Source organism: Ignatzschineria sp. 22MB058224 (assembly GCF_058188435.1).
Genome location: NZ_CP187366.1, coordinates 1 through 24,647 on the forward strand (window position 1 = coordinate 1; position 24,647 = coordinate 24,647).

Annotated in this window: 18 protein-coding genes; 7 read left to right on the forward strand and 11 right to left on the reverse strand. The window is 37.5% G+C overall.

Features of this window, described 5'->3' with window-relative positions; all coding sequences use genetic code 11:
* Positions 1-1,365, forward strand: coding sequence for a chromosomal replication initiator protein DnaA (gene dnaA / locus ACPF7B_RS00005; protein ID WP_490505594.1), 1,365 nt, complete (start codon positions 1-3; stop codon positions 1,363-1,365).
* Between the two features lie 109 nt (positions 1,366-1,474).
* Here the strand turns inward: dnaA and ACPF7B_RS00010 are convergent, their stop codons facing one another.
* Positions 1,475-1,822 carry a YraN family protein gene (locus ACPF7B_RS00010; RefSeq protein ID WP_490505595.1) on the reverse strand — a complete coding sequence of 116 codons (348 nt, stop codon included), beginning with the start codon at positions 1,820-1,822 and terminating at the stop codon, positions 1,475-1,477.
* A gap of 53 nt (positions 1,823-1,875) precedes the next feature.
* Here ACPF7B_RS00010 and rsmI point away from each other — a divergent pair, with 53 nt between their 5' ends.
* The 4 genes from rsmI to ACPF7B_RS00030 all read left to right on the forward strand — a co-directional run bounded on the left by rsmI (position 1,876) and on the right by ACPF7B_RS00030 (position 5,894).
* Complete coding sequence (rsmI, locus tag ACPF7B_RS00015) at positions 1,876-2,724, forward strand: 16S rRNA (cytidine(1402)-2'-O)-methyltransferase (RefSeq protein ID WP_490505596.1); 849 nt, start codon at positions 1,876-1,878, stop codon at positions 2,722-2,724.
* Positions 2,724-4,028 (forward strand): MFS transporter, encoded by a 1,305-nt coding sequence (locus tag ACPF7B_RS00020; RefSeq protein ID WP_490505597.1) that lies wholly within the window; start codon positions 2,724-2,726, stop codon positions 4,026-4,028. Before rsmI ends, ACPF7B_RS00020 begins: the two co-directional genes overlap by 1 nt.
* Positions 4,029-4,175: 147 nt before the next feature.
* Positions 4,176-4,949, forward strand: coding sequence for an inositol monophosphatase family protein (locus tag ACPF7B_RS00025; RefSeq protein WP_490505598.1), 774 nt, complete (start codon positions 4,176-4,178; stop codon positions 4,947-4,949).
* Positions 4,950-5,075: 126 nt separating this feature from the next.
* Positions 5,076-5,894 (forward strand): phosphodiester glycosidase family protein, encoded by an 819-nt coding sequence (locus ACPF7B_RS00030; protein ID WP_490505599.1) that lies wholly within the window; start codon positions 5,076-5,078, stop codon positions 5,892-5,894.
* A gap of 34 nt (positions 5,895-5,928) precedes the next feature.
* Here the strand turns inward: ACPF7B_RS00030 and ACPF7B_RS00035 are convergent, their stop codons facing one another.
* The 3 genes from ACPF7B_RS00035 to ACPF7B_RS00045 all read right to left on the reverse strand — a co-directional run bounded on the left by ACPF7B_RS00035 (position 5,929) and on the right by ACPF7B_RS00045 (position 9,833).
* A complete protein-coding gene (locus ACPF7B_RS00035; protein WP_490505600.1) occupies positions 5,929-7,284 on the reverse strand; it encodes an ATP-binding protein in 1,356 nt (451 codons plus the stop codon).
* A 68-nt stretch (positions 7,285-7,352) separates the two neighbouring features.
* Positions 7,353-8,063, reverse strand: coding sequence for a response regulator (locus tag ACPF7B_RS00040; RefSeq protein ID WP_490505601.1), 711 nt, complete (start codon positions 8,061-8,063; stop codon positions 7,353-7,355).
* Between the two features lie 312 nt (positions 8,064-8,375).
* Positions 8,376-9,833 carry a potassium transporter TrkG gene (locus ACPF7B_RS00045; RefSeq protein WP_490505602.1) on the reverse strand — a complete coding sequence of 486 codons (1,458 nt, stop codon included), beginning with the start codon at positions 9,831-9,833 and terminating at the stop codon, positions 8,376-8,378.
* 240 nt (positions 9,834-10,073) lie between these two features.
* On the opposite strand from ACPF7B_RS00045, the gene ACPF7B_RS00050 reads away from it, so the two are divergent.
* Positions 10,074-10,256 (forward strand): alanine-zipper protein, encoded by a 183-nt coding sequence (locus ACPF7B_RS00050; protein WP_490505603.1) that lies wholly within the window; start codon positions 10,074-10,076, stop codon positions 10,254-10,256.
* A 104-nt stretch (positions 10,257-10,360) separates the two neighbouring features.
* On the opposite strand, the gene hemB is transcribed toward ACPF7B_RS00050, so the two are convergent.
* From hemB to lon, 7 genes are all read right to left on the reverse strand, one after another.
* A complete protein-coding gene (gene hemB, locus ACPF7B_RS00055) occupies positions 10,361-11,377 on the reverse strand; it encodes a porphobilinogen synthase (RefSeq protein ID WP_490505604.1) in 1,017 nt (338 codons plus the stop codon).
* A 132-nt stretch (positions 11,378-11,509) separates the two neighbouring features.
* The gene (locus tag ACPF7B_RS00060; protein ID WP_490505605.1) at positions 11,510-12,502 is read right to left on the reverse strand and encodes an NAD(P)H-dependent glycerol-3-phosphate dehydrogenase; all 993 of its coding nucleotides are present in this window, start codon (positions 12,500-12,502) and stop codon (positions 11,510-11,512) included.
* Positions 12,503-12,737: 235 nt separating this feature from the next.
* On the reverse strand, positions 12,738-14,060 hold the full coding sequence (locus ACPF7B_RS00065; protein WP_490505606.1) for a porin: 1,323 nt from the start codon (positions 14,058-14,060) through the stop codon (positions 12,738-12,740).
* 490 nt (positions 14,061-14,550) lie between these two features.
* Positions 14,551-15,753: a porin gene (locus tag ACPF7B_RS00070; protein ID WP_490505607.1), complete on the reverse strand. Its 1,203-nt coding sequence runs from the start codon at positions 15,751-15,753 to the stop codon at positions 14,551-14,553.
* Between the two features lie 433 nt (positions 15,754-16,186).
* Complete coding sequence (locus ACPF7B_RS00075) at positions 16,187-16,480, reverse strand: hypothetical protein (protein WP_490505608.1); 294 nt, start codon at positions 16,478-16,480, stop codon at positions 16,187-16,189.
* A 277-nt stretch (positions 16,481-16,757) separates the two neighbouring features.
* The gene (locus ACPF7B_RS00080; protein ID WP_490505609.1) at positions 16,758-18,056 is read right to left on the reverse strand and encodes a porin; all 1,299 of its coding nucleotides are present in this window, start codon (positions 18,054-18,056) and stop codon (positions 16,758-16,760) included.
* Positions 18,057-18,675: 619 nt separating this feature from the next.
* Positions 18,676-21,066 carry an endopeptidase La gene (lon, locus tag ACPF7B_RS00085; RefSeq protein ID WP_490505610.1) on the reverse strand — a complete coding sequence of 797 codons (2,391 nt, stop codon included), beginning with the start codon at positions 21,064-21,066 and terminating at the stop codon, positions 18,676-18,678.
* A gap of 449 nt (positions 21,067-21,515) precedes the next feature.
* Between lon and ACPF7B_RS00090 the strand changes: the two genes are divergently transcribed.
* Positions 21,516-24,347, forward strand: a complete 2,832-nt coding sequence (locus tag ACPF7B_RS00090) for an FAD-binding and (Fe-S)-binding domain-containing protein (RefSeq protein ID WP_490505611.1) — start codon at positions 21,516-21,518, stop codon at positions 24,345-24,347.
* The last annotated feature ends 300 nt before the right edge of the window (positions 24,348-24,647 follow it).

The following is a 24,647-nucleotide window of genomic DNA, read 5'->3' on the forward strand; positions in this document are numbered from 1 at the left end:
ATGATGAAATTTAGTTGGGAAAATTGCCTTGAACTCCTTGCAGCAGAGATGTCGGAAGATGAGTTTAGCATGTGGATTTCGCCACTCGAAGTGGTGATTAAAGATGATCATGTCATGGTACTAGCCGCCAATGAGATTGTGTTACGTGGTGTCCAAACTAAGTTTAAAAATTTATTAGAAGAGACAATTTTGAATGAAAGTGGTTTAGAAACCGATATCCGCTATGGATTAGGTACTGAATCCGATTACGAAGATCACCAGATCAAAAAACAGAGTAAACGTACACGCACAAAAACAGGACATGCGCGTAATGTCACTAAAGATTCGATTCGAGAACAATCAATAGAAACAAGTAACCTTAATCCTGATTTCAATTTTGAAAACTTTGTCGAAGGTAAATCGAATCAATTTGCATTAGCTGCATGTGCTCAGGTTTCAAAAAATCCGGGGACTTCTCATAATCCATTATTCATCTACGGAAATACTGGGCTTGGTAAAACTCACTTGATGCATGCAGTGGGGAATGCGATTAAAGAGCAATATCCTGATGCGCGCTTAATATATCAACATTGCGATGGTTTTATTGAAGATATTGTACGAAGCATGCGGAACAATACCATTAATGAGTTACGACATTTTTATCGAACTCTTGATGCGCTTTTAATAGATGATATTCAATTATTATCTGGTAAGGGGGGATCGCAAGAGGTTTTTTTCCATACATTTAATACGTTGCTCGATGGTGGACATCAAGTGATATTGACGTGTGATCGATATCCTAAAGAGCTAGAAGCCATGGAAGAGCGGTTAAAATCACGTTTTGCTTCGGGCTTAACCGTTGATATTAAACCGCCTGATTTTGAGCACCGTGTTGCGATTCTTGAACAAAAAGCAGAAGCTTGGGGGATTGAGTTACCGAAAGATACAAAATTCTTTATTGGTGAAACCGTGCGCGCGAATGTTCGTGAATTAGAGGGTGCTTTAAAACAGGTTAATGCAATGGCATCTTTTAAAGGCCTGTCATTAACGCTTGATATCGCGCAGGAAGCACTACGGCATCTTGTTGAGATTCAAGATCGCCAAATTACTTTAGCAAATATTCAGCGGACAGTTGCGAGTTACTATGATTTAGATATGAGTGAAATCTTAGGTAAATCTCGAAAAGCCAATATCGTAAAACCCCGGCAGTTAGCAATGTATATCTCGCGAGTTCTAACAGATCATAGTTTGCCGGAAATTGGGCGTGAATTTGCCCGTGATCATTCAACAGTTATGCATGCATTTGATAAAATTTCAGAAGAATTAGAGAGTAATATTCGTTTGAAACGAGATTTTGAAGCGATTAAAGCCTCACTGTTGGTGTAGGCATTAAAAAAATCTTACTATTAAAACAGCTATGATCGGGCGAAGCTCCATTTCCATTGGAGCTTCGCTTTTTATATGACTCTAAGATACTGAATAGATTATTCCGAGTCTAAAAAATATTTTTAAGCCAATCGATTTTGTAATGATATTGTCCAATAATGGTAATTAAATCAATACGAAGCGGGCAATCAGAGGGAAATTGTTGAAGATATGTTGCGATTGTTTTTCGTATTCGATCTTGCTTTGTGGGAGTAATAGACTCAGCAGCCGTTGCAAAACGTTCATTTTTACGATATTTCACCTCTACAAAAACGAGCGTTTCTTTATCTTTTGCAATAATATCAATTTCTCCAAATCGAGAGTGAAAATTCATGGTAATGATTTGACAGCCATTTGATATTAGGAAGTGCTTAGCAATCTCTTCTCCTTGATCGCCAATACGTTTGTGGTTCGTCATTTTTAAGTTCTCTTGATATACTAAATCTCTTTCAATTTCATAAAAGATCATCAATGTCTAACTGTTACGTTATTGCTACGCCGATAGGAAATCTTCAAGATATCACAGAGCGGGCAGTGGAAGTTTTAAAATCTGTCGATGCGGTATTCGCCGAAGATACTCGTGTATCCGGCCGATTATTAAGTCACTTTGGAATTAAGGTACCGCTTATCTCACTCCACGAACATAATGAGATGAGTCGCTTTGAAAAAATCGAAGCACTGCTAAATGATAACAGATCTGTTGCCATAATTTCGGATGCAGGAACACCTCTTATTTCTGATCCTGGATTTACTGTCGTCAGAATGCTTCGAGAAAAAGCATACAAAGTAATTCCTATTCCCGGAGTAAGTGCGATTATTACCGCATTATCAGTCGCTGGAATTGCAACCGACCGTTTTACGTTTATTGGTTTTTTACCATCTAAAAAAGGGCAGCGTCGCGAGGAGTTAGGGCAACTGGAAACAATGTCTCATACTTTAGTCTTTTATGAGTCAAGTCATCGAATTTTAGCGATGCTTGAAGATTTAAAAGATATTTTTGGAGAGAGTCGTACAATTTTTGTTGGTCGCGAGATGACGAAGCATTTTGAAGATTACCGTTATGGTACAGCTCAAGAACTCTATCAATATTATTGTGATCACGGTGACCAAATTCGAGGTGAATTCGTTGTGGTCACTTCTGGAAAGGAAATGTTAAATAAAAATACTGATGGTTTTCAATCGGAGGTGCTGATTAAAGCGTTAATCGCGGAAAACTTACCTCTAAAGCAGATCTCTTCGATTGTACATAAAGTGACAGGGGAATCTAAAAATTCGCTATACCAAGCACTGTTGCAGTCTAAAAATGGGGAGCAAAAGTAATGCAAGAGAACATGTTACATACAGATCTATCTTCAGAAGCGGTGAACCAAGATTCTTATCATTCTTCTGAACAGTCACGCCACAAGCTTTCAAAAAGTGACTGGCTTTTAAGTTCGAAGCTTGCCGGATTATTTTCAATTCGGATGCTAGGAATATTTATTATATTGCCAATTTATTCACTCTATACAAAAGCGTTAATCGGTTCGACGCCTTTACTTGCCGGCTTATTTATTAGTAGTTATGCTCTAACTCAAATAATTCTGCAACCGCTTTTCGGTGCAATCTCCGATTATTTTGGGCGTAAAATCACCATTACCATTGGTCTTGTACTTTTTATTATCGGCAGCCTCATGATTGCATTTACTGATTCTATCTATTTAGCAATTTGGGGACGCGTTGTCCAAGGGGCTGGTGCGATATCTGCTGTTGTATTGGCCTTCACAAGCGATGTAGTTCGTGAAGAAATTCGTGGAAAGACGATGGCACTGATTGGTGTGAGTATTGGCTTAACATTTGGAATAGCTATTTTTATTTCGCCTATAATTTTTGGTTTTTTCGGAGGAAGAGGAATATTTTTATTGTGCGCAATTTTAGGAGGGGGAGCAATTTACGTTACATTAAAAGGATTACCTCCAAGCACACAACATAAGGAGAATCGAGAAAATCGCATTCCACTGATACAATCAATGCGAGAAGCTTGGGTAGACAGCGATATTAATCGACTTTATCTTGGTGGTTTTATGCTTCACCTTGTTTTAACCCTTGGATTTACGGTCTTTCCATGGTTGTTAGAAGCGGAAGGGTTTCTTCCGAAAGAGTCTTGGAAGATTTATCTCCCAGGTTTTTTTATTGCGATTCTTTTGATGTTCCCGGCGGTAGGAATCGCTGAACGCTTTCGTCAATTTAAAATTTTTTTCTTAATAGCAATCGCCGCATTAACAGTTTCGCTCCTCGCTTTAGGATTTGTAAAAGGTTATGGGAGTTTATTGCTATTTATGACGTTGTTCTTCTGGGGATTTAACATGATGGAAGCAATGCAACCTTCTTTGATGAGTCGATTAGCATCGACTCATAATCGCGGTATGGTTATGGGTTTCTTCTCTTCGAGTCAATTTTTAGGGGCTTCGTTGGGGGGAATTATTGCAAGTGTTGTTTTTGGCTATTTTAGTCTTCTACCGGTATTAATTATTGGCGTAGTATTATTATTAATCTGGTTTGTCATTGCCTTTCCTATGAAAAATCCACGTAATCGGGCAGATAGAAATGTCAATGCACTCAAAGAAAATGAAGAAGAGAGGTTGTAAGTCAGGATTTATCAAATTTTACAATACGAATTTAATAGGGGATGCGGTACAATACCATCATTGCGAGATAGTACAAATCACATCCCGCTATTTTTGAGATAGTTATCACTATTTTATGTTGTATCTTTAACAAATTAAGAGAGTTTCATGAGTTCATTTACCCAAGTTGCAAAGCAAGTTGCTATTGATTCTGGTAGCACTATTCGTTCCATCTATTATCGTTTAGACAGACTTAACCCTGAACAACGTGCAGATGATTCTTTATTTCAACAATTTTATGAGAGTATTGAGGGTAAAATCATTGATGATCTTCTGAAACTCTATCCGGATCATTCATTTTATGGGAATTTCCATGCAGGCTTGATCAATAGTAAACGTTTTTCATGGTACGTTGGTTTAAGTGGTGCTGAAAATTTCCGTGTCGCAAATGCTCACTTTTCAGTGACAGTGGCTTTAGAGATGGATAATGAATTACTGTCAGCAGTGATTTATGATCCTATTGCAGATAAGATCGTTGCAGAAGCATCAAAGGGTGTTAGTGCATTATGTGAGGATGAAACTCAACGTATTCGTCTCGGGAAAAGTGATGGAAAAATTGAAAATGCGTTTGTTTTAACAGCTGTTACAGCAAAAGAAGAAGATATTCATCGCTTCTCAGTAGTACAGAGAAAGGTGAAAGCCGTTCGAATTTTAGGTGATTTAGCGAAAGACTGCGCTGCAGTCATTAAGGGACAATATAGTCTCTATTTCGCCCCCTCTTTTGATCTTTGTACGATGAAAGCAGTGCAGCTAGTTGCTAAGGAGGCGGGCCTATTAATGACGGATTTTCGGGGGAATGAGAATATTGAGGCAAGTGGTACAGTTGTTTTAACGCATCCTAAATTATTGAAGGATACTCTGATTACACTTCGTTCGGTTTAATTAATAAGGCCGTTGGGAATAAGATACTTTTTAATATTCCAAGCTGCTTATTCGCAGTTTCTTCAGTGTGTAAGTGTGTTAAAATAGACCATATATTTAATAGCTTGGAACCGTAGGATGCAAGTAATGCAACTAAATAACATGCTCTTATTCGGAGTGAAAAAAGCGATGATATTTATTTTAATGTCATCGCTTCTGTTTATTGATGTTAATGCAAAAACTATCAAGGAAGGAATTTCCGTTGAAGAACGATTTTTTAAAGGGCAGAGCTATATAGAAGTCACTTTAGATATTCAGCGTGTTTCTCTTTCTCAACTATGGATTAATCCTGATAATCATGAAAGTTATGCATCTTTTAATACACTTCACCAGTCTCTTCGTAAGTCTGGAAAATCATTAGATTTTGCAATTAATTCAGGTATTTATACGAAAGAATATACTCCCTTGGGTCTTTACATTGAAAACTATCAGATGTTAGCGCCATTAAATTTAGTGAAATCGAATCAAGGTCAGGGGAATTTTGCGCTATTACCCAATGGCGTTTTTTATATCGATCGATATAATCGAGCTCATGTTGTGGATACTGAATCTTTTAAAGAAATGTTTAACTATGATTATTCGGGTATTAAAGATGCAGTTCAATCGGGACCGATGTTATTGATTGATGGTAAGTATAATCCTTATTTTATTGAAGATTCTGATAGTCTGAGAATTCGTAGTGGCGTTTGTACATCGGATAATGGGGAAAAGGTTCACTTTACCGTCACAGAGGATCGTGTGAATTTTTATGATTTTGCCACTTATTTTAAAGAAGTGCTTCAGTGTGATAATGCTCTCTATTTAGATGGAACCTTGGCACGTATCTTTGTTGATGGACGTGTATATGGGGCATCTTTCTGGCAAGCAAAACCTTTAGTCGGGATTTGGTCTGTGATCTCAGAATAATCTATCATTCAGTGCTAATCTTTTTTTAGAGAGATTAGTAACTCATCTTTTGATGTTTGAGTGGTAATAAAATCGTAATTGATAAACCATTGTTATTTTCTGCGGACACACGACCTTTATGGGATTCTACCATCTGACTCACGATTGCTAAACCTAATCCAGAACCACCATAATCTTGTAATCCTTCGGGTCTTTCTCCTCGATAGAACGGCTCGAAGATTTGTGGAAGATCTTTTTCTAAAATTCCAGGCCCATCATCGTGAATGTTGATATAGAGATTATCCTCGATAATTTTGAGTGTGACTATGATTTGAGAAGCAGCATAATGGATTGCATTACGAATAATATTTTCAATACCGCTCGTAAAGAGTTCAGTATTTAGATCAATATAAATTTCAGGGACATCATTATAAATTAACGAGATGTCATTTTCTTTTGCTTCAAAGGCTGCATCTTCTAAAAGAGGTGTTAATAGTTCACTTAACTCAATATTTTCAAAAAGATCTTCATTTAAAATAGTCTGTTTAGAAAGCGCAAGCATTGATTGAATACGATTTTCAACGAGCTGAAGATTATCGTTAATCCGTTTTACTTCATTTTGGACAGAGTCAATATTTTTAATGCGGATAAGGCTATTAGCAAGATGAATTCTAGTTAATGGTGTGCGTAATTCGTGTGATAGATTTGCAAACAGTCGGCTCTTTTCCTCTTTTGCAATATTGAGCGCCGTAACCATATCGTTAAAACTTTTGGCAAGATAACGATATTCAATAGGGCCGCGGCTTTCAAGATAACGATCGACTGACCAATCACCATGACTTACTCGTTCGGCAGCTTTCCGCAAGTTTTTCATAGGAATAGTTAAAGACCAGCTGAGGATTGCGGCAAAAGGAATACTAATGAAAATCATTAATAAAAATATTAGTGAGGGCGCATCATACAAACGAGAGAGATAGTAAAATTGAGGGAAAGCTGTAATAGTCAGGTAATAAGAATTATCATCATTTTTAAAATGAAAAGGACCAATAATTTCTAAATCATCAATCTCTTGCTGGTAAACTTTTTTAGCGGGGAGTGTGTTGAGAATGAAGTTGATAATATTGTCATTATCAATTTTATGGATTTTATTATAACGTTCAGAAGTGTCATTAGGAATGACGATCAAAGAATCATCATCTTTATAGTTAAGATACCTTCCTGATGGTGAACTAAAGAGCATATGACTGATCTTTGTTGCATAAAATACTTCTTCTTTATCAGGCGTTGGAAGTACTCGACGTTGATCAAATTTAGGGATAATGAGTGTTAGTGAGATAATAAGCGACATACTTATCCAAATAGTAATAAATACACGAACACTTAAACGGTTAAGTAGCTGATAACGCTGCATTAAAGTCTACCTCACAATAATCGAAAATGCCGCCGAAATCATCGGCGGTATTCCAATATAGTAGCAACTTAACTTAAGAAGAGATAGCCTAAACCATGCACCGTTTTAAACCACGGATTTCCATCTTCGCGAGGAGGGAGTTTTTTCCGTATATTACTTAAGTGCATATCAATAACACGGTCAAATGTTTGATGACGTTTTCCAAGTACATTTTTACTCAATTCATCTCGGCTGATAGTTTCACCACGATGATCAGCCATATAATGGAGAATGGAGAATTCCGTACTTGTTAAGTTGATCGGCTCACCATGAAATGTAGCTTGTAATTGTGCAGGGTTTAACGTTAACCCATAGAGTTCAATAATTGAATTATGTTCGCGATCATCACCATTATCTTCTTGGGTTTGATTTTGAAGACGCATACGTGTACGAATACGAGCTACTAATTCTCGATCATCAAACGGTTTAGAGATATAGTCATCAGCACCGAGTTCTAGTCCTAAGACGCGATCAATACTGTCCCCTTTTGCGGAAAGCATGATGACGGGAAGGTTGGGGTGATTTTTACGAATTTCTTTTAGAGTATCCCAACCATTTTTTTTCGGCATCATCACATCTAAGACAATGACATCGGGGATTGTATGTTCAAGGAATTCTATGCATTCGATACCGTTACTTCCAATACTCACATCGAATCCTTCATATTTTAATAATTCAGATACGAGGTCTTGAAGTTGGGAGTCATCATCAATAAATAAGACCTTAGCTGGAGTTGTCATTTTGTTTAAACCCTCTATATAGTTTTAATTTTTGTTATGAAATAGATAACTGTGAGTCCGGTAATGTCCCTTGCCTCTAACACTTTATACTTTCAAAACCATTATAATATTATTCGTTTAATAATGTTAAATTTCATAAATAAATATTTTAACAAGTTCGACGAATAGCTTATATTTCTGTATGATTTTAACGGGTTTTTGTTAAGTTTAGTTAGTATTTTTTAAAAAAATAATATTTTTTTTGTAAATTCCGTAAATATAAAGACGTATGTTTATATTTTTTTTCCTGACTATTTGATCTGCTTTTGGCTATTAAGTGCGCCAGAAGCTTGGTGTGATAAGAACAAATAGGGTAAATATCTCAAGGCGCCCTAAAATCATCGTAAACATTAACATTGAAAGTGCACCGCTAGGTAAATCTCCATAGTTGCTCGCTACAATTCCAAGTCCTGGTCCTGTAATATTTAGACACGCAGCAACTGCTGAAAAGGCATCTAATGGGGACAAACCAAAGGCAGTCATAATGAGTGTCAAAATAGCGGTAGAAAAAGCATAAATCCCTAAAAATGCCCATACGCTCCCAAGAATATCGGGGTGTACAACTTTTTTATTAAGCCTAATAGGAAATTTCCCATGAGGATGAATCAGTAGTTTCACTTCACGTACCGCTTGTTTCGTTAAAAGAATAATGCGAATTACTTTCATCCCACCAGCTGTTGAACCTGAGCATCCTCCAATAAAGGTAATAAAGACGATAAGGATTGGGAGATAACTAGGCCATTCACTAAAATTGTTAATGGTTAAACCGGTTGTCGTAATCATAGATATAACGGTGAAACTTGCTTGGAGAATTATTTCACCGATAGAGTCAAACACGTTGAATTGATAAAGTCCAATTGAGATGAGGAAGATTGCACTTAGACAGATAAATATAAACGCACGTAATTCAGAGCTTTCGAAATAAAGTTTTACATTTTTTTGGCGAAAAGCAAGAAAGTGAGTTGTAAAGTTAATAGAGCTGATAAACATAAAGATAATTGCTGTAATATCAATAAATTTACTGTTAAAGTGCCCTAAGCTATCATCATAATTTGAAAATCCAGCGGTTGCCACAGTTGTAAAGCCATGGGTGATGGCATCAAAAAGATCCATGCCACCAATGTAATAGACAATGATGCAAGCGCCTAATAGTAATAGGTAGACGGACCATAAGTTTCGAGCTGTTTGGGCAATTCTTGGTGTAATTTTATCTTCCTTAATTGGACCAGAGACTTCAACTTTAAAAAGCGCCATGCCCCCCATTCCTAGTAGTGGCATAATAGCAACCGCTAAGATAACGATCCCCATACCACCAAAAAAGTGAAGTTGTGTGCGATACCATAGAATTGATTTTGGTAGATCTTGAAGGTTGGTTAAAACAGTTGCCCCGGTTGTGGTAAATCCTGAAGTTGCTTCAAAAAAAGCATGTACAATGGGGAGGTCAACCGCCGGTGAAATAATAAGCGGGAGTGAACTAATACAGCTAAGGCTTGTCCAGAAGAGTGAAACAATTAAGAACCCATCGCGGGTTTTTAGTTTTCCATTTGTTTTATGGCACGGAATCCATAATGCTAATCCAAGAATTAGTGTAATAAAAAAAGTGATAAAAAAGTACTTCGCCTGTCCATCATGATAGATGTAGGAGATGATTGTTGGAATTAGATAAGTAAAACTAAAACTTGTAACAAAGATGCCGATAACTTTAAGAACAAGCGTGATCTGATTGCGCATGGCGCTAAAACTCTCAAATAAACAAAGAGATGATTATAACCATTTTTTATCTTTAGGACATTAAAATCATTTAGATCTAAAAATTATTATGATAAAAAATCAAAAGCTTGCCATAAATAATTGTTAGCCATGATTGTTGCAATTTTTATACAAATGCTAGAGAATACAGAAGACTAACCAGTAATGTGTTAGTTAATTTATGAATCTCAAACCATTTTATTTTTTAAGGAAATAAATTTTATGAAAAACTTAACTAAAGTAGCTGCATTAGTAGTTCTTGGTGCAATCACAGTAGGTTGTGCATCACAAAATCTTGAAGCTAAAACTGATGAAGCTTTAAGAACAGCAAATGAAGCAAAAAGTATCGCACTTGCAACTCAAGCACAATTTGACAAGTACTTCACAAAAACTCGTTATAAATAAGTAACGGTTGAAGTTTTGTTATTTATTCTATTTTTATTGATAGAATAAAAAGAGGTGAGCTCGTAAGATCCCACCTCTTTTTTTAGCTATATATTTTATTTAATCTATTTATAAGCATCTTCTTTCAGCCACGTCGCCACATCTTTAGCAAAATAAGTTAAAATTGCATCACAGCCTGCACGCTTAAAACAGAGCATCGTTTCCATCACAGTCGGTTTCTCTGCGAGCCAACCTTTCTCAAAAGCGGATTTCATCATCGCATATTCTCCGGAAACATGGTAAGCCATTGTTGGCAATAAAAAGTTATCTTTTACTTCTCGCACAACATCTAGATAGGGCATTCCAGGTTTTACCATGACCATATCTGCACCTTCTTGAACATCGAGTGCTACTTCATGAAGTGCTTCTCGGCGATTAGCAGGATCCATCTGATATGTTTTTTTATCTGCTTTTCCCAGCAGTTCTCGAGAACCAACAGCATCTCGAAAGGGTCCATAATATTCCGAGGCATACTTTGCTGCATAACTCATGATTTTGGTATGAATAAAACCTTCCTTCTCCAATGCTTCACGAATTGCACCAATACGGCCATCCATCATGTCAGATGGAGCGATGATATCAACGCCCGCTGCTGCGTGGCTCAATGCTTGCTTAACGAGAACTTCTTTAGTCTCTTCATTCATAATATACCCATTTTCATCGGTCAAACCATCTTGACCATGAAGAGTGTAGGGGTCAAGTGCCACATCTGTGATAACACCTATGCCCGGAACGGCAGATTTTAAAGCACGAACAGCCGTTTGCACTAAGCCGTTAGGGTTATATGCCTCTTTAGCATCTAAAGAGCGGACATCGTTGCTAAGGTTAGGGAAAAGTGCAATAGCGGGTACCCCTAATTGATAGAGTGATGCTGCCTCTTTGATTAAAAGATCAATTGAAAGGCGATCAATACCAGGCATTGATTCAACTGCTTCTCGTCTGTTTTCGCCATCAATCACAAACATTGGTTGAATTAAATCATTAGCGGTTATGACATTCTCCGCCATTAATCGTCGTGAGAAATCATCTTTACGCATACGACGTGGGCGAACGCCGGGATATTGCCCTGTAAAAATATTCATGATAAATCCTTTCTGCTTTATGTTGTATTGTTATTAATTCAGTACTTTTTTATCGTTATCGTAATACCAATTATACGGTTGCCATTTTCGATCTGCCTGAAGAGTGACTGACAGAGCCATACTTATCGTTGTTTACTCACTTTTTTGTTCTCGAGCTAATAACTGTTTTAAAGAAGTATTTGGTAAAACATCTTTATGGAGAATTCGGTAGACTTGCTGAGCAATTGGTAACTCTATCTCCATTTGATTGCCTAGTTCATAGATATTTTTGACAATATCAGCGCCTTCAACGACTTGCCCAACTTTAGTAAATGCATCTTTAGCTTTGAAGCCTTCACCAAGGTAGATGCCAAAGCGGCGGTTGCGTGACTGGTTATCAGTAGCGGTTAATACCAAGTCCCCAAGTCCTGCGAGTCCTTTAAATGTTTCAGAATCTCCACCAAGAGCAATACCTAATCGCGTCATTTCGGCGAGTCCACGAGTAATGAGTGCAGCACGAGCATTCGCACCAAATCCTAGTCCATCGGAAATTCCTGTTGCAATCGCGATGACATTTTTATAAGCTCCTGCAAGTTGGACACCTTTCATGTCAAAATTTCCATAGACACGCATGGAGTGGTGATGAAAATAGGGGATTACAGTTGCAAGTTCAGATTCATTTTTCCCCGCAATAGCAATTGCTGTGGGATATCCTTTAGCGACTTCTTTAGCAAAGCTTGGTCCGGAAAGAATTGTGAAATTTGCATTCGGGAACGTCTGATAAAATGTATCGCTTAAAAAACCATTTGTCTGATGATCTAAGCCTTTAGTTGCGGAAATAATGGGGGGCAAAATCGCAAGATTTGCTTGTTTAATTTGATGGGTAATTTCATTGAAAGCACAAGAGGGAGTCGCAATCACGATGAGGTCAACATCCTGAATGCTCTCATTAAAATCACTAAATACTTGGAGTAATTTTGGAAAAGGTGTTTCCGGTAGAAATCGCTCATTTAATCGTATTGATTGCATTTCATCTGCATGCTCGCGATTATGCGTCCAAAGATGAACAATGTGATTGGCTGCTAAGTGAATCGCAAGAGCTGTCCCCCAAGATCCTGCCCCCAAGACTGCAACTTTCTTATTCATAAAAAGCACCTCGATATTAATGTTGTCGTTATATCTTTTATTTTCAATAGGAATATTGTACTGCAAATAATCGTGTGGTGCAGATTGCCTGTTTTATTTTTGCCATTAATGGTTGTGATCCTGGTAGGGAGTATAGGAAGTATGCAAAGTCATGAGGGAATAAAAAAGGACTCATCTTGCGATGAATCCTTTTTGAAACTTCTTACTATAATCAGCTGACTAGCTGAAGTAATAATTAGAAGTCGTGACGCATACCGATAGATACAACGTTGTCTTTTTTCTTGTCAAGATCAACAGCTGCATATTTTGTCTCTTCTTGGCCATACTCAACCCATGCACGAGTACGAGTAGAGAGTTTTTGCTCGAAACCAACAGCCCATGATTTAACTTTATCTTTATGTCCGCCAACTTTGATTTGGCTTTCACCATATGTTGCACGAACAGTGCTGAAGTAGTTAGGACCAAATGAGAAGCTTGCACCTAAATCCCAACCTTGAGTTTTTTGTTTCTCTGTTTCTACTTCGTAAGGAACAGTAGTAGTTGTTCCTGGGAATGTATAACTACCAAGAGCGTATGGTTTATGGTTACCTTTTGCATAAGAACCTGTAATGCTAAATGCATCTTGATTATAACCTAAGAATAAACCCCATACTTTAGACGCATTATCATCAGCAGTTTTACCTTGGATATATCCTGCTTTAGCTAGGATCGTGCCGTTAGCACCTAAATCATATGCATAACGTGCATTAACAGTCCAAAGATCCACGTGTTTCTCATTAGTATTTTTTTCATCCATCATTAATGCAGCATTTGCTTGGAAACCTGCAAAGTCAGGAGTTGTATAAGCGATCACCTTACCAATACGGCTGAAGCTAGTCTGGCTTGGAGCATATAAAGAGTCAACTTTGGCTTGGTTAGCTAAAGCTGCACTAACATAAGCATCACCAGTTAAGCCAGTTGTATCGTCGAAACCACCATAAACTTGTTCAGTTACAAGAGGATAGCCATTTAAAGAGTAAAGCGCAGTAGTGCTTCCAACAAGACCTGTACCGTTTAATGTTGAAGTCATTGCACGTTGTGATGCAGAAGAGATCACATTAGAACCATTGAAGTCATCTTGTACAGAATCATCTACTAAGGTTACTTTGAATGGGTTATCCTGACGACCAGCTGTGAAAGTACCCCAGTTACCTGTTAAACCTAAAATAGCTAAACGGTTATTGAAACCTGACGCATCAGAATCCATGCCATTGAAGCCCCACTCTAATTGATAAATTACAGCGTTGCCATTACCTAAATCTTCAGAACCTTTAACCCCGATACGTGAGCCTGCATCTTCAAGATTTGATACGCGTTCACTATTAAATGTATAACGAGATTTAGTAACTAAGTTACCAGCACTGTCAGTACCCCAGTAAGGAACTGATTCACCAAGTGTTTCAGTTTTTTTGTTTTCATAGTCGTAACGGATTGAGCCGTAAAGGACTGTTTCAGCTTGTGCTGCACCTAATGTTAAAACAGAAGCAACTGCTACTGCGAAAATACTTTTCTTCATCATAATAATTTCTCCATGGTTGTGGTTGCCCACGATTGAAAAATAAATCTGATATGACTCATGTCATTCATGAAGTGTATTACAACGTTTTTTTATCATTTATGCAACTAAGTCTTTGTATTAATGATACATTTTAGGTAATTTTCCATATAAAGATGTAAACAAATTCATTATAATATTTTGTATATCGATAAAAAAAATTCAATTTAATATAGAAAAAATATGACTTAATTAAAATGTAAATAATGTCAATTTTTGGAGTTCTCTATCGATTACGTTGTTCAAAAAATAGTCGATTTTTTTTCATTTTTATGTGAGAAAAGTTATTTTTATGAAAAAAATTGAAGGGATTTGAGGTATTTTTTGCTATTTTTTGAACGCCAGAAAGGTTATGTCATGGATTTTTGTTGTATTTTTAATACGAAATTTGAATGTTTTGAAGAAAAAGCAGTGTATCGCAAGGTACACTGCTCGCCTTTTTATCTAATAATTATCAGAAATCGTGACGCATACCAATCGCGAGGACAGAATCTTTTTTCTTCGCTAAATCAGGATGACTGAATTGGGTTTTTAATTCGCCATATTCAACCCATGTACGTGTATGTTTTGAAAGTTTTTGTTCAAAACCAATGGCCCATGATTTGACCTTGTCTTTATCATTACCCATTTTAAGCTCATTTTCGCCATATGTTGCACGAATAGTGCTGTAATAGTTTGCTCCGAATGAGACGCGAGCACCAATATCCCAGCCTTTGGATTTCTCTTTTAAAGCATTTAAAATTTGCGCTTCTTTATGGTTACCACTTGCATAACCAGCAGATACCCCGAAGGCTTTTTGGTTATAGATTGCCACAAATCCCCAAACTTTTGATTTGTTCTTATCAACTTGTTTACCTTGAAGATAACCTCCTTTGATGAGGAACTCTCCTCCTGCGATGTCATGACTATACTTTGCATTGATTGTCCAAAGATCCACATGTTTTTCGCCTGTTTTTACGACGAGCTCCTCATCCATCATGATGGCAGTATTAGCCTGAAAACCCGAAAATTTTGGGGTTGAATAAGAGATAACTTTACCAAAGCGACTATAACTGCCACTTGAAATCGGCGCTCTATCTACGGTGTAGTTATTAATAATGGTCCAATCAAATCCAGTAGTTGTTGTATTAACTTTTTTACCACTGGTATCGATAAGTGTTAATTGGTTAACTTTTATGCCATCAATGGCAGATGTCATTGCCCGAATTGCTCCTGAGCTTGTGACATCCGCACCGTTAAATCCATCAACTATTGAGTCATTAACGATCGCAACTTTAAAGGGATTATCTTGTCGTCCTGCTGTTACAGATCCCCAGCTTCCTGAGAGTGTTAATGCTGCTTTCCTGTTTCTAAAACCGCCACCGGAGTTGCCACTTTGCATCCCATCAAAAGCCCACTCTAGAAGATAAGCGACTTTATTGCCGTTTCCTAAATCTTCTGATCCTCGTAATCCGATTCGTGAGCTACCATCTTTCAAATTAGAGACTCGCTCACCTCGGAATTGATATGTAGCGTCCGTATTTTGCTCTAACGTATTCTCTTGTTTCTTATTTTGATAATTATAACGAATCGAACCATACAGTTCTGTTTCCGCCTGAGCAGCTCCAATTGTTAAAAGGGAAGTTGCGACCACCGCAATAAAACTTTTCTTCATCATGATTAATTTCTCCAGTTGATGAGATGAGTAAAAAGTAAAACAGCGAGATAATTTCTCTATCTGTCTGAGCTTATTAAATCGATAAGCTGTAACTTGGACAATTAAAACTGTTGTTTTTAAACAAAAAATAGTGATAAAGCAGAGTAAATATATCTGTTTTTGTCAACATCTGTGATTCCCTGTCTTTATGACAGTTTAGTGACGTTTCAAAATTGAATAGTTATCAAGATCTAAGAGGGATTACGAAAATTGAAAATTGTTTTATGACAACACGGTAAATTGCGCACATTTTTAGGGGCTAAATAGAACTTTTTGGGACGTTGTATTTTAAAAGAGACACTATTTATCTGAATATTGATAGTAATTCATCAAAAAGATACATCTGATAGCTTTTAATAGAATGATAATTTTGAAACATATTCGATGGATAGGATTAACGTAAACCATCTTTTCCAAACTCGATCTGATAAATGATGCTATTACCGTTTCCAATAGGTTTTTCACCTTTAATGCCAATATACGAATCATTGTTTTGAATGTTAGAACTATTTTTCTTTTGTGAGGGAGAGCGCTTTATCGGTGGATAGTTAAAATTCAAAGAGAAAGGAGGAGAACTTTCGGAGTGTTTATATTGATAATCATACTGCAAAGAACCATAGATTTCCGGCTCTGCCACAAGCAGATAAGGATAGAGCAATAATAGAGATAGGAGAGTGGTTCTTTTCATCTGTTATTCCTTTATATTAATGTTGTCTCACAATCTGGAATTTTATTAATTTACGAATATCTATTATATAGAAGATATAGAGCCGAAATATATTTAGAACGTAAAGAGCAAAAAAATCACAGATAACTTCTCTTTTAGAAGTGTAATGGGTTTTATATTCGGTAGCTGGGTTTAGTCTGTAATATTTGCCCATAGAAAAATCCCGCTTCCAATAGAAGCGGGATTTTCTTAAGACTTAAACTTCTAACGAATACTTGCAAGTGCAAGCGTGTCGTTATTAGAAGTCGTGACGCATACCGATTGATACAACGTTGTCTTTTTTCTTCTCAACATCTTTAGCAGCAAATTTAGTTTCTTGCGCTCCATATTCAACCCATGCACGAGTACGAGTAGAAAGTTTTTGTTCAAAACCTACAGCCCAAGATTTAACTTTATCTTTTTGACCGTCTTGTTTAACAGTGTTCTCGCCGTAAGCAATACGTACTGTGCTGAAGTAGTTAGGTCCGAAAGAGTAGCGAGCACCTAAGTCCCAACCAGCTGATTTTACTTTGTTGCCTTTACCTACATAATCGAATTCAACTTTATCTACGGTTTGACCGATAAGAACAGTATTAGGAGTATAGTTACCTTTAGCGTAGTCAGCTGTTACACCAAATGCATCTTGATCGTAACCTAAGAAAAGACCCCAAGCTTTAGAAGTGTTTTTGTGTTCCCAAGCTTCAAACCCATTGAGAGTATCATTTTTTGCTGTTTTACCTTGGATATAGCCTGCTTTAGCAAGAATACGGCCGTTAGCACCTAAGTCATAAGCATAGCGAGCATTGATTGTCCAAAGGTCAACATTTTTTGAGTTGTTGACTTCACCATACATCTCGTCATTCATCATTAATGCAACATTTGCTTGGAAACCCGCGAAGTCAGGAGTTGTATAAGCAACTACTTTACCTACGCGACCATATTTAGCATCAGTAATGTTAAAATGCTTGTCATTGAAGTATTCGTTAATCTGTGCAGTGTCAGCTGTAGTTACGTGTCCTACAACAAATCCATTAAGTTCAATATCATCACGCTGACCAAGTACAGTTGTACCATTTAATGTTGTTGTTAAAGCGCGTTGTGCTGCAGAAGAGATAACATCAGAACCATTGAAATCATCTGTTACTGAATCGTCAACGATTGTTACTTTGAATGGATTGTTTTGACGACCTGCAGTGAATGTACCCCAATCACCAGTTAAACCTAAGATAGCTAAACGGTTTTTAAAGCCACTACCGTTATCCATTCCATCCATACCATTAAAGCCCCACTCAAGATTGTAGATAACAGCTGTACCGTTACCTAAATCTTCAGAACCTTTAAGACCGATGCGTGAACCTGCATCAGCAAGGTTAGAAACGCGTTTGCCAGTGAATTTTTCAATTTTTTGACCTAGGCTATTATCCGTTTTTTTATGATCTTCGATTTTTTTGCTTTGGTAGTCGTAACGAATTGAACCGTAAAGAACTGTTTCAGCTTGTGCTGCACCTAAAGTTAAAACAGAAGCAACTGCTACTGCGAAAATACTTTTCTTCATCATAATGAATATCTCCATTGTTGTGGCAATTGCCACGATTCGATTAAAAATAATTTAGATGAACTTCATCTACGCTTCATATTAAATCGCAAAGAGACACAATAATCAAATAAAATTTACATAAATAATACAAACTCATTCTGATTTTTTATTAAAACAACAACAAATTTATATATTAGTATGCAAAATCGTAATTTGTAAATTAATATAAGTATTTGATTACAAATATGATTGATGAGTTGTTTTTTTGAGGGAGATCACTTTATGAAGATTGCGAACTCTATGTTGTTTTTTTAATAATGCTTATTTTTTTAGCAAAAAAAATCTGAAAAAGTGTTGTTTTGGAGAAATAAAAAATGATTTGTATGAAAAAAACAACGGATATTGAATGATAGATTCTTTAATTTTTAAGTAGCAGTAAAAGCTTGTGTTTCTATTTACGGCTATTGAATCGAGTCCATACTATTAATCATTTCAATATTGGTCGATCAAGTAGATGGCTAGAGGGTAAAAGGAGTTTAGAAATAGTTTAGCGGGAATTGTCAGAAAAGGCAGTGTATAAAAAAGGCTTAAGATTTTTGCCTTAAGCCTTTTTTGTTTGGATAGAGAGTATCCTTTATGGTTATCCTTTAAAAAGGAGTTTCGCAACTTCCTTAAAGTCCTCAACGAAATGGAGCGTTAATCCCTCACGGAGGTAATCTGGGAGTTCTTCTGCATCCTTTTTGTTACCTTTCGGGAAGATAATTTCTTTGATACCCACTCGTTTTGCAGCAATCAGTTTCTCTTTAACGCCACCAATAGGGAGTACCTGTCCGACTAATGTTAACTCGCCGGTCATCGCGATATTTTTGGGTGCTTTATCGAGCGCGAGGGACATCAGGCAAGAAGCAAGTGTAATGCCGGCGCTTGGTCCATCTTTTGGCGTTGCACCTTCTGGCGCATGGATATGGATAAAGGCTTTTTCGAAGAAACTCTCTTGCAGCCCAAGATCTTTCGCGTTTGCCATTATATAGCTATATGCGATATTGGCAGATTCTTGCATTACCTCGCCCAATTTGCCGGTTAGTTTAATACCGCGCTGATGGTCATGAACCTTAATCGCTTCGACGGGCAGAGTTACGCCGCCCATCGATGTCCATGCAAGTCCAGTGACAACTCCGACTTTTTGAACCGGTTTTTCTCGGTTAAAGTAAGGGTTTCCGAGCATTGGTATAATATCATTAACGCCAATGGTTAAGCTCTCAAGCTCTTCGGTATCAAATTTAACCGCTGCTTTACGAACAATTTTTGCGAGCTGCTTCTCAAGTTGGCGGACACCGGCTTCACGAGCATAATCATCAATAATTCGCTCGATTGCACCAGCTGTGATCTTCAATTCTTGCTTTGTAAATCCTGCTTTTTCAAGTTGTTTTGGCCAGAGGTATTGGCGCGCGATTTTGCATTTCTCTTCAAGAATATATCCTGAGAGACGAATTACATCCATTCGGTCAAGTAAGGCCGGTGGAATAGAGTCGAGTGTATTAGCAGTACAGATAAAAAGTACATTAGAAAGATCATAACGTACATCGAGATAATGATCCAAGAAGTCGCTATTTTGCGCTGGGTCCAATACTTCGAGCAGCGCCGAGCCAGGATCACCTTGGAAGGATTGTCCCATTTTATCGATCTCATCGAGCATAATAACGGGATTATCGACCTTTGTTTCTTTAAGTGCTTGGATCAGTTTCCCCGGCATCGCGCCAATATAGGTTCGGCGATGACCTTTGATTTCTGCTTCATCGCGAGCGCCACCTAAACTAAAGCGATAAAATTTGCGGCCTAAGCTATCAGCCACTGATCGTCCGATAGATGTTTTTCCAACACCCGGTGGACCAACGAGTAGCACGATTGTCCCTTTAATTTCACCTTTACGTTTACCAACGGCAAGAGTTTCGACAATTCGATCTTTCACATCTTCAAGCCCGAAGTGATCTTTGTCGAGAATTTGCCGTGCTTTTTTGAGATTAAAATTATCCTCTGTCTGATTTCCCCATGGAAGATCCGTAATAATATCGAGGTAATTACGAGTTACGCCGTATTCCGGTGAGCCTGATTCTAGTACTTGCAGCTTTTCAAGCTCTTCATCAATACGTTCTTGCGCCGTTTGTGGGATATCTTTATCGAGTAAACGTTCCACAAACTTATCGATGTCTGCGGACTTATCATCTTTCGAGATTCCTAATTCTTGTTGAATGACTTTTAATTGCTCACGTAAGAAATATTGCCGCTGTTGATCCGACAGTTGATCATCTACTTCTTCACGGATAGAGCTATGGAGTTTGGCAATTTTAATTTCTTTTTCAATAATCGATAAAACTTTTCGTAAACGGGGCACAAGCGGAACAGTCGCGAGTACATCTTGTAGTTCCTCCCGAGCTGTTGTGGTCATTCCAACAGCGAAATCTGCAAATGGCGAAGGATCATTGCTATTAAAACGGGTTAAAAAATGCTTCAACTCTTCTGAAAAGAGTGGGTTAAAGGGGATTAACTCCTTTAGTGCATTCACAACAGCCATTGAATAGGCTCGAACTTCATCTGATTTATCCACAATTGACTCATCAAAATATTCAACTTGCGCGACAAAAGGGATCTCTTTAGAGATCCATTTTTTGATGCGAAATCGTTGAATGCCTTGTGCAATAAATTGAACCTTACCATTTTCGCGATGAGGGTGATGAATATGAACTAAAGTGCCATATTCATAAAAGTCCTCGGTTTTTAGATTCGAGAGATCTTCTTTCTTAGTTAACACAAGTCCAACGACGCGCGTTCGATTATCCATAATTGAATCGAGCGTGGTTAGCCATGGTTCTTCATTAAGCAGTAATGGTGCTATTTGCGGTGGGAAAAAGGGGCGATCGCTCAGTGGAAGAATGTGGATGATATTAGAGATAGTATCTCCCTCAATAATGACCTCATTATGCCCTTTGACGTGCTCAATGGCGGGTAGTGTCGATTTTTTTCTATCACTCATAAAATTCCTTGATATATCGATTGGCGATGTTTATGGCATCACTTGATAATCTTTTTTGTTATTAAACTATAAACTGTTACCACAATGGGGATCTTTTATCGAAATTCAACACTTATTGCTAAAGAGTTTTACAATGATGTTTCTGTGGATAACTTTGAGGATAACCCCGCTAAAAAATGAGAATAACAATTGTTAGTGATTAAAAAAATAAGCGATAAACGTTATTAAAAAGGGCTTTTTCATATTTTGAAATAAATTTGTCGGCGATATTGGTATTTTATTGAAATATAAATTGAAAAGTGGCATAAATAGAAAGTTTGAAAATTTGTGAGTTGATGCCACATCGGCATATATAAAATTTCTCACCCAATTAATAAAAGTTGTATTCAATTGAGCTACACAGTGGACAATTTATATATACGATACAGATAAGAATTAAGAGAGATAAGATGAAAGAGATGGCATTAGATTTCCAGCATCAGCAGTTTGCTGAGTTAGCGACAACGATACTAGGTGTAGAGCGAGTTTATACCGATTATTTTTATCGTTTTGCCTATGGAACTGATGCAAGTCTCTATCGGTATGTCCCGCAAGTTGTTGTAAGAGCAGAGAATGAAGCGGAAGTTCAGCAACTCATTCAAGCCGCAGCATCTGCAAAAGTCGCATTGACGTTTCGTGCTTCAGGGACATCTTTATCGGGGCAGACCTCAAGTGAATCTGTATTAGTCTTGTTAGGGCATTCATTTGCAACTATTAAAATCCATCAAAATGGTGAAAAGGTAACGGTAGGGCCAATGATGATTGGTGCGGATGTCAATAAAGCGTTAAAACCTTACCAGCGTAAAATTGGTCCCGATCCGGCATCGATTAATGTTGCACGTATTGGTGGTATTGTATCGAATAATAGTAGTGGAATGTGTTGTGGTACTAAGAATAATAGCTATCACACGCTTGCAGATATTCGATTCATCTTAAATGATGGAACGATATTAGATACACGAGATGCAGCGAATGTTGAGCGTTTTCGCCGAACGCACCAAGTTTTTCTAGAAAATCTTTTACAACTTAGAGAGCGCATTATTCAAAACCGGCTCTTAAAAGAGAAAATTGCGGCCAAGTACCGTTTAAAAAATACAACAGGCTACGGCGTCAATGCGTTGATTGATTATGATGATCCTATTGAGATCTTAAAGCATCTGATTGTTGGATCAGAAGGAACTTTAGGGTTTGTGAGTGAAGTCGTTTATAACACCGTGCCGGAGTATGAGCATAAAGCATCGGCATTTATCTACTTTACCTCGCTCGCCGAATGCTGTGAAACGGTAAAAGCTTTGCGTGCAGAAGCGCCGGTAGAATCGGTAGAGCTTTTTGACGGTCGTACGCTGCATCTTGTAGGTGAAATGATTACTGATCTTCCGGATTTCTTTTATCGACCATTGAATAAAGAGAGTGCATGTTTACTTATTGAAACGATGGGGCAAAATGAAACAGATCTTACGGAGAAAATTACCAAGATTGAATCGGTTTTTACACGCTTTGAGATTATTGAATCGACGGGTTTCCAAAGAGATATTGAAACAACAACTCGTTATTGGAATACGCGAAAAGGATTGTTACCCATCGTCGCAAAAGGGCGAAAAAGTGGTGCGAGTATCATTCCTGAAGATGTTGTATTCCCGATGGAGCATCTGGTTGAAGGCGTTTTAGCCTTAACAGATCTTTTTGAAAAGTATCATTTTCCCGAAGCAACGATTATGGGGCATGCTTTGGAAGGGAACCTGCACTTTTTGTTAGCGCCCGATATGAGTTCTAAAAAGAAAGTAAAACAATTTGATAAGTTTATGGATGAATTAGCAGAGCTAGTTGCGGTGAAATATGGGGGATCGTTGAAAGGTGAGCACGGAACAGGCCGTAATATTGCGCCATTTGTAGAAAAAGAGTGGGGAAGTGAAATTTATGAAGTGATGCAATCGATTAAGTCACTTTTTGATCCGAAAAGAATTTTTAACCCTGATGTTATTATTACTGATAATGCTAAATTACATATCACCTCTTTTAAAACGATTCCGGCGGCAGATAAGCAGATTCATGCCTGTATTGAATGTGGTTTTTGTGAACCTGCTTGCCCATCTGATGGACTCTCTTTAACGCCACGTCAAAGAATCGCTATGTTCCGCAATATGCAGGCATTAGCTCGAACAGGGGAAGAAGGTAAACTCTTTGCTAAGCTCAATAAAGCCTATCAGTATGCCGGCATTGAAACATGTGCAGAAACCGGAATGTGCGCGTTACGTTGTCCAGTAGGAATTAACACGGGGGCATTTATTCGTTCTATTCGTCCGGCAAATAATGGTGCATTGATCCGTTTTGCTGGTAATCACTTTAATCTTGCTGAAAAACAGTTGCGTTTTACGGTCAATATGGCTCATAAAGTTGGGGTGAATAGGGTACACCGTTGGACAAAAGGGGCGCATCAGATTTTCAAAAGTATCCCTGTGTTACCAAAAGCGATACCACAAGTATCGACGGCGTTACCTTCATTGCCGATTCCGAGTAAGATCGAAAAGTCTGTTGTGTACTATTCGACTTGTGTGAATCGTAATCTTCAGGAAATCTCTTTAACACAAAAATCCCAGCCGGAAAATACATTTGATCATGTAATTAGTCTTTTTCATAAAGCAGGTTTCACTCCATTTTTCCCAGATAGAATCGAGGGTAGCTGTTGTAGTCAGCCATTTGTATCAGCAAAAACACTTAAAGAGACTGATAAGATGGCGAAAAATTTTAATGAGGTTTTATTAGTCGCTTCTCGTTACGGAGAGATTCCAATCTACGTTGATAACGCTCCTTGTGCTTTGCAAGTGCATGATTTACAGAAAAGAGGATTGCTAGATTCACGATTGATTTTATATCGGCCAGCAGAGTTTCTACTGAAAGAGATTATCCCTAAGTTGACGATTGAAAATCGTATTGAAAAGTTATTGCTACATATCCCATGTTCTGTTTCGAAAGATGGTAGCGGAGTCTATTTGCAGAAGATTGCTGAGCATTGTGCAAAAGAGGTCGTAATGACTAATATCGAGTGCTGTGGTTTTGGTGGTGCAAAGGGATTTACCACACCGGAGATAAATGCCAATAGCCTGAAGCGTTTACCAAACGCGAGTGCGCAGCTATTTGATGTTGGTGCATCGATGAGTAAAACCTGTCAATTAGGGTTAACAACCCATACGGGTCTGGAGTTTAAGAGTATTGAAGCACTTTTAGATGAGTGTGCTGTGTAGGAGTTTGAAAAGTGTGTCGTTAAGTGATGTAACCTTTTAAACATCAAAAAGGCATTTGTTTTTTGATTAATTTATAGTCGTTTTTTAAACAATGATTCTAGAGGGATTAAATACTTTTAAAGTAAAATCTCTCTTTTTTTTGTTCAAAAAATAGATGAAAGCACTTTTTATTATTTTTTTTCTAAAAAATCAAATAGTTATTTTTAATATATAAAGCTGTTTGTTTCTTGGAAAATCGATTTATCATTAATTAACTGTCAAGCTCTATTTAAAATTTAATATGATAGTTAACTTAACAAT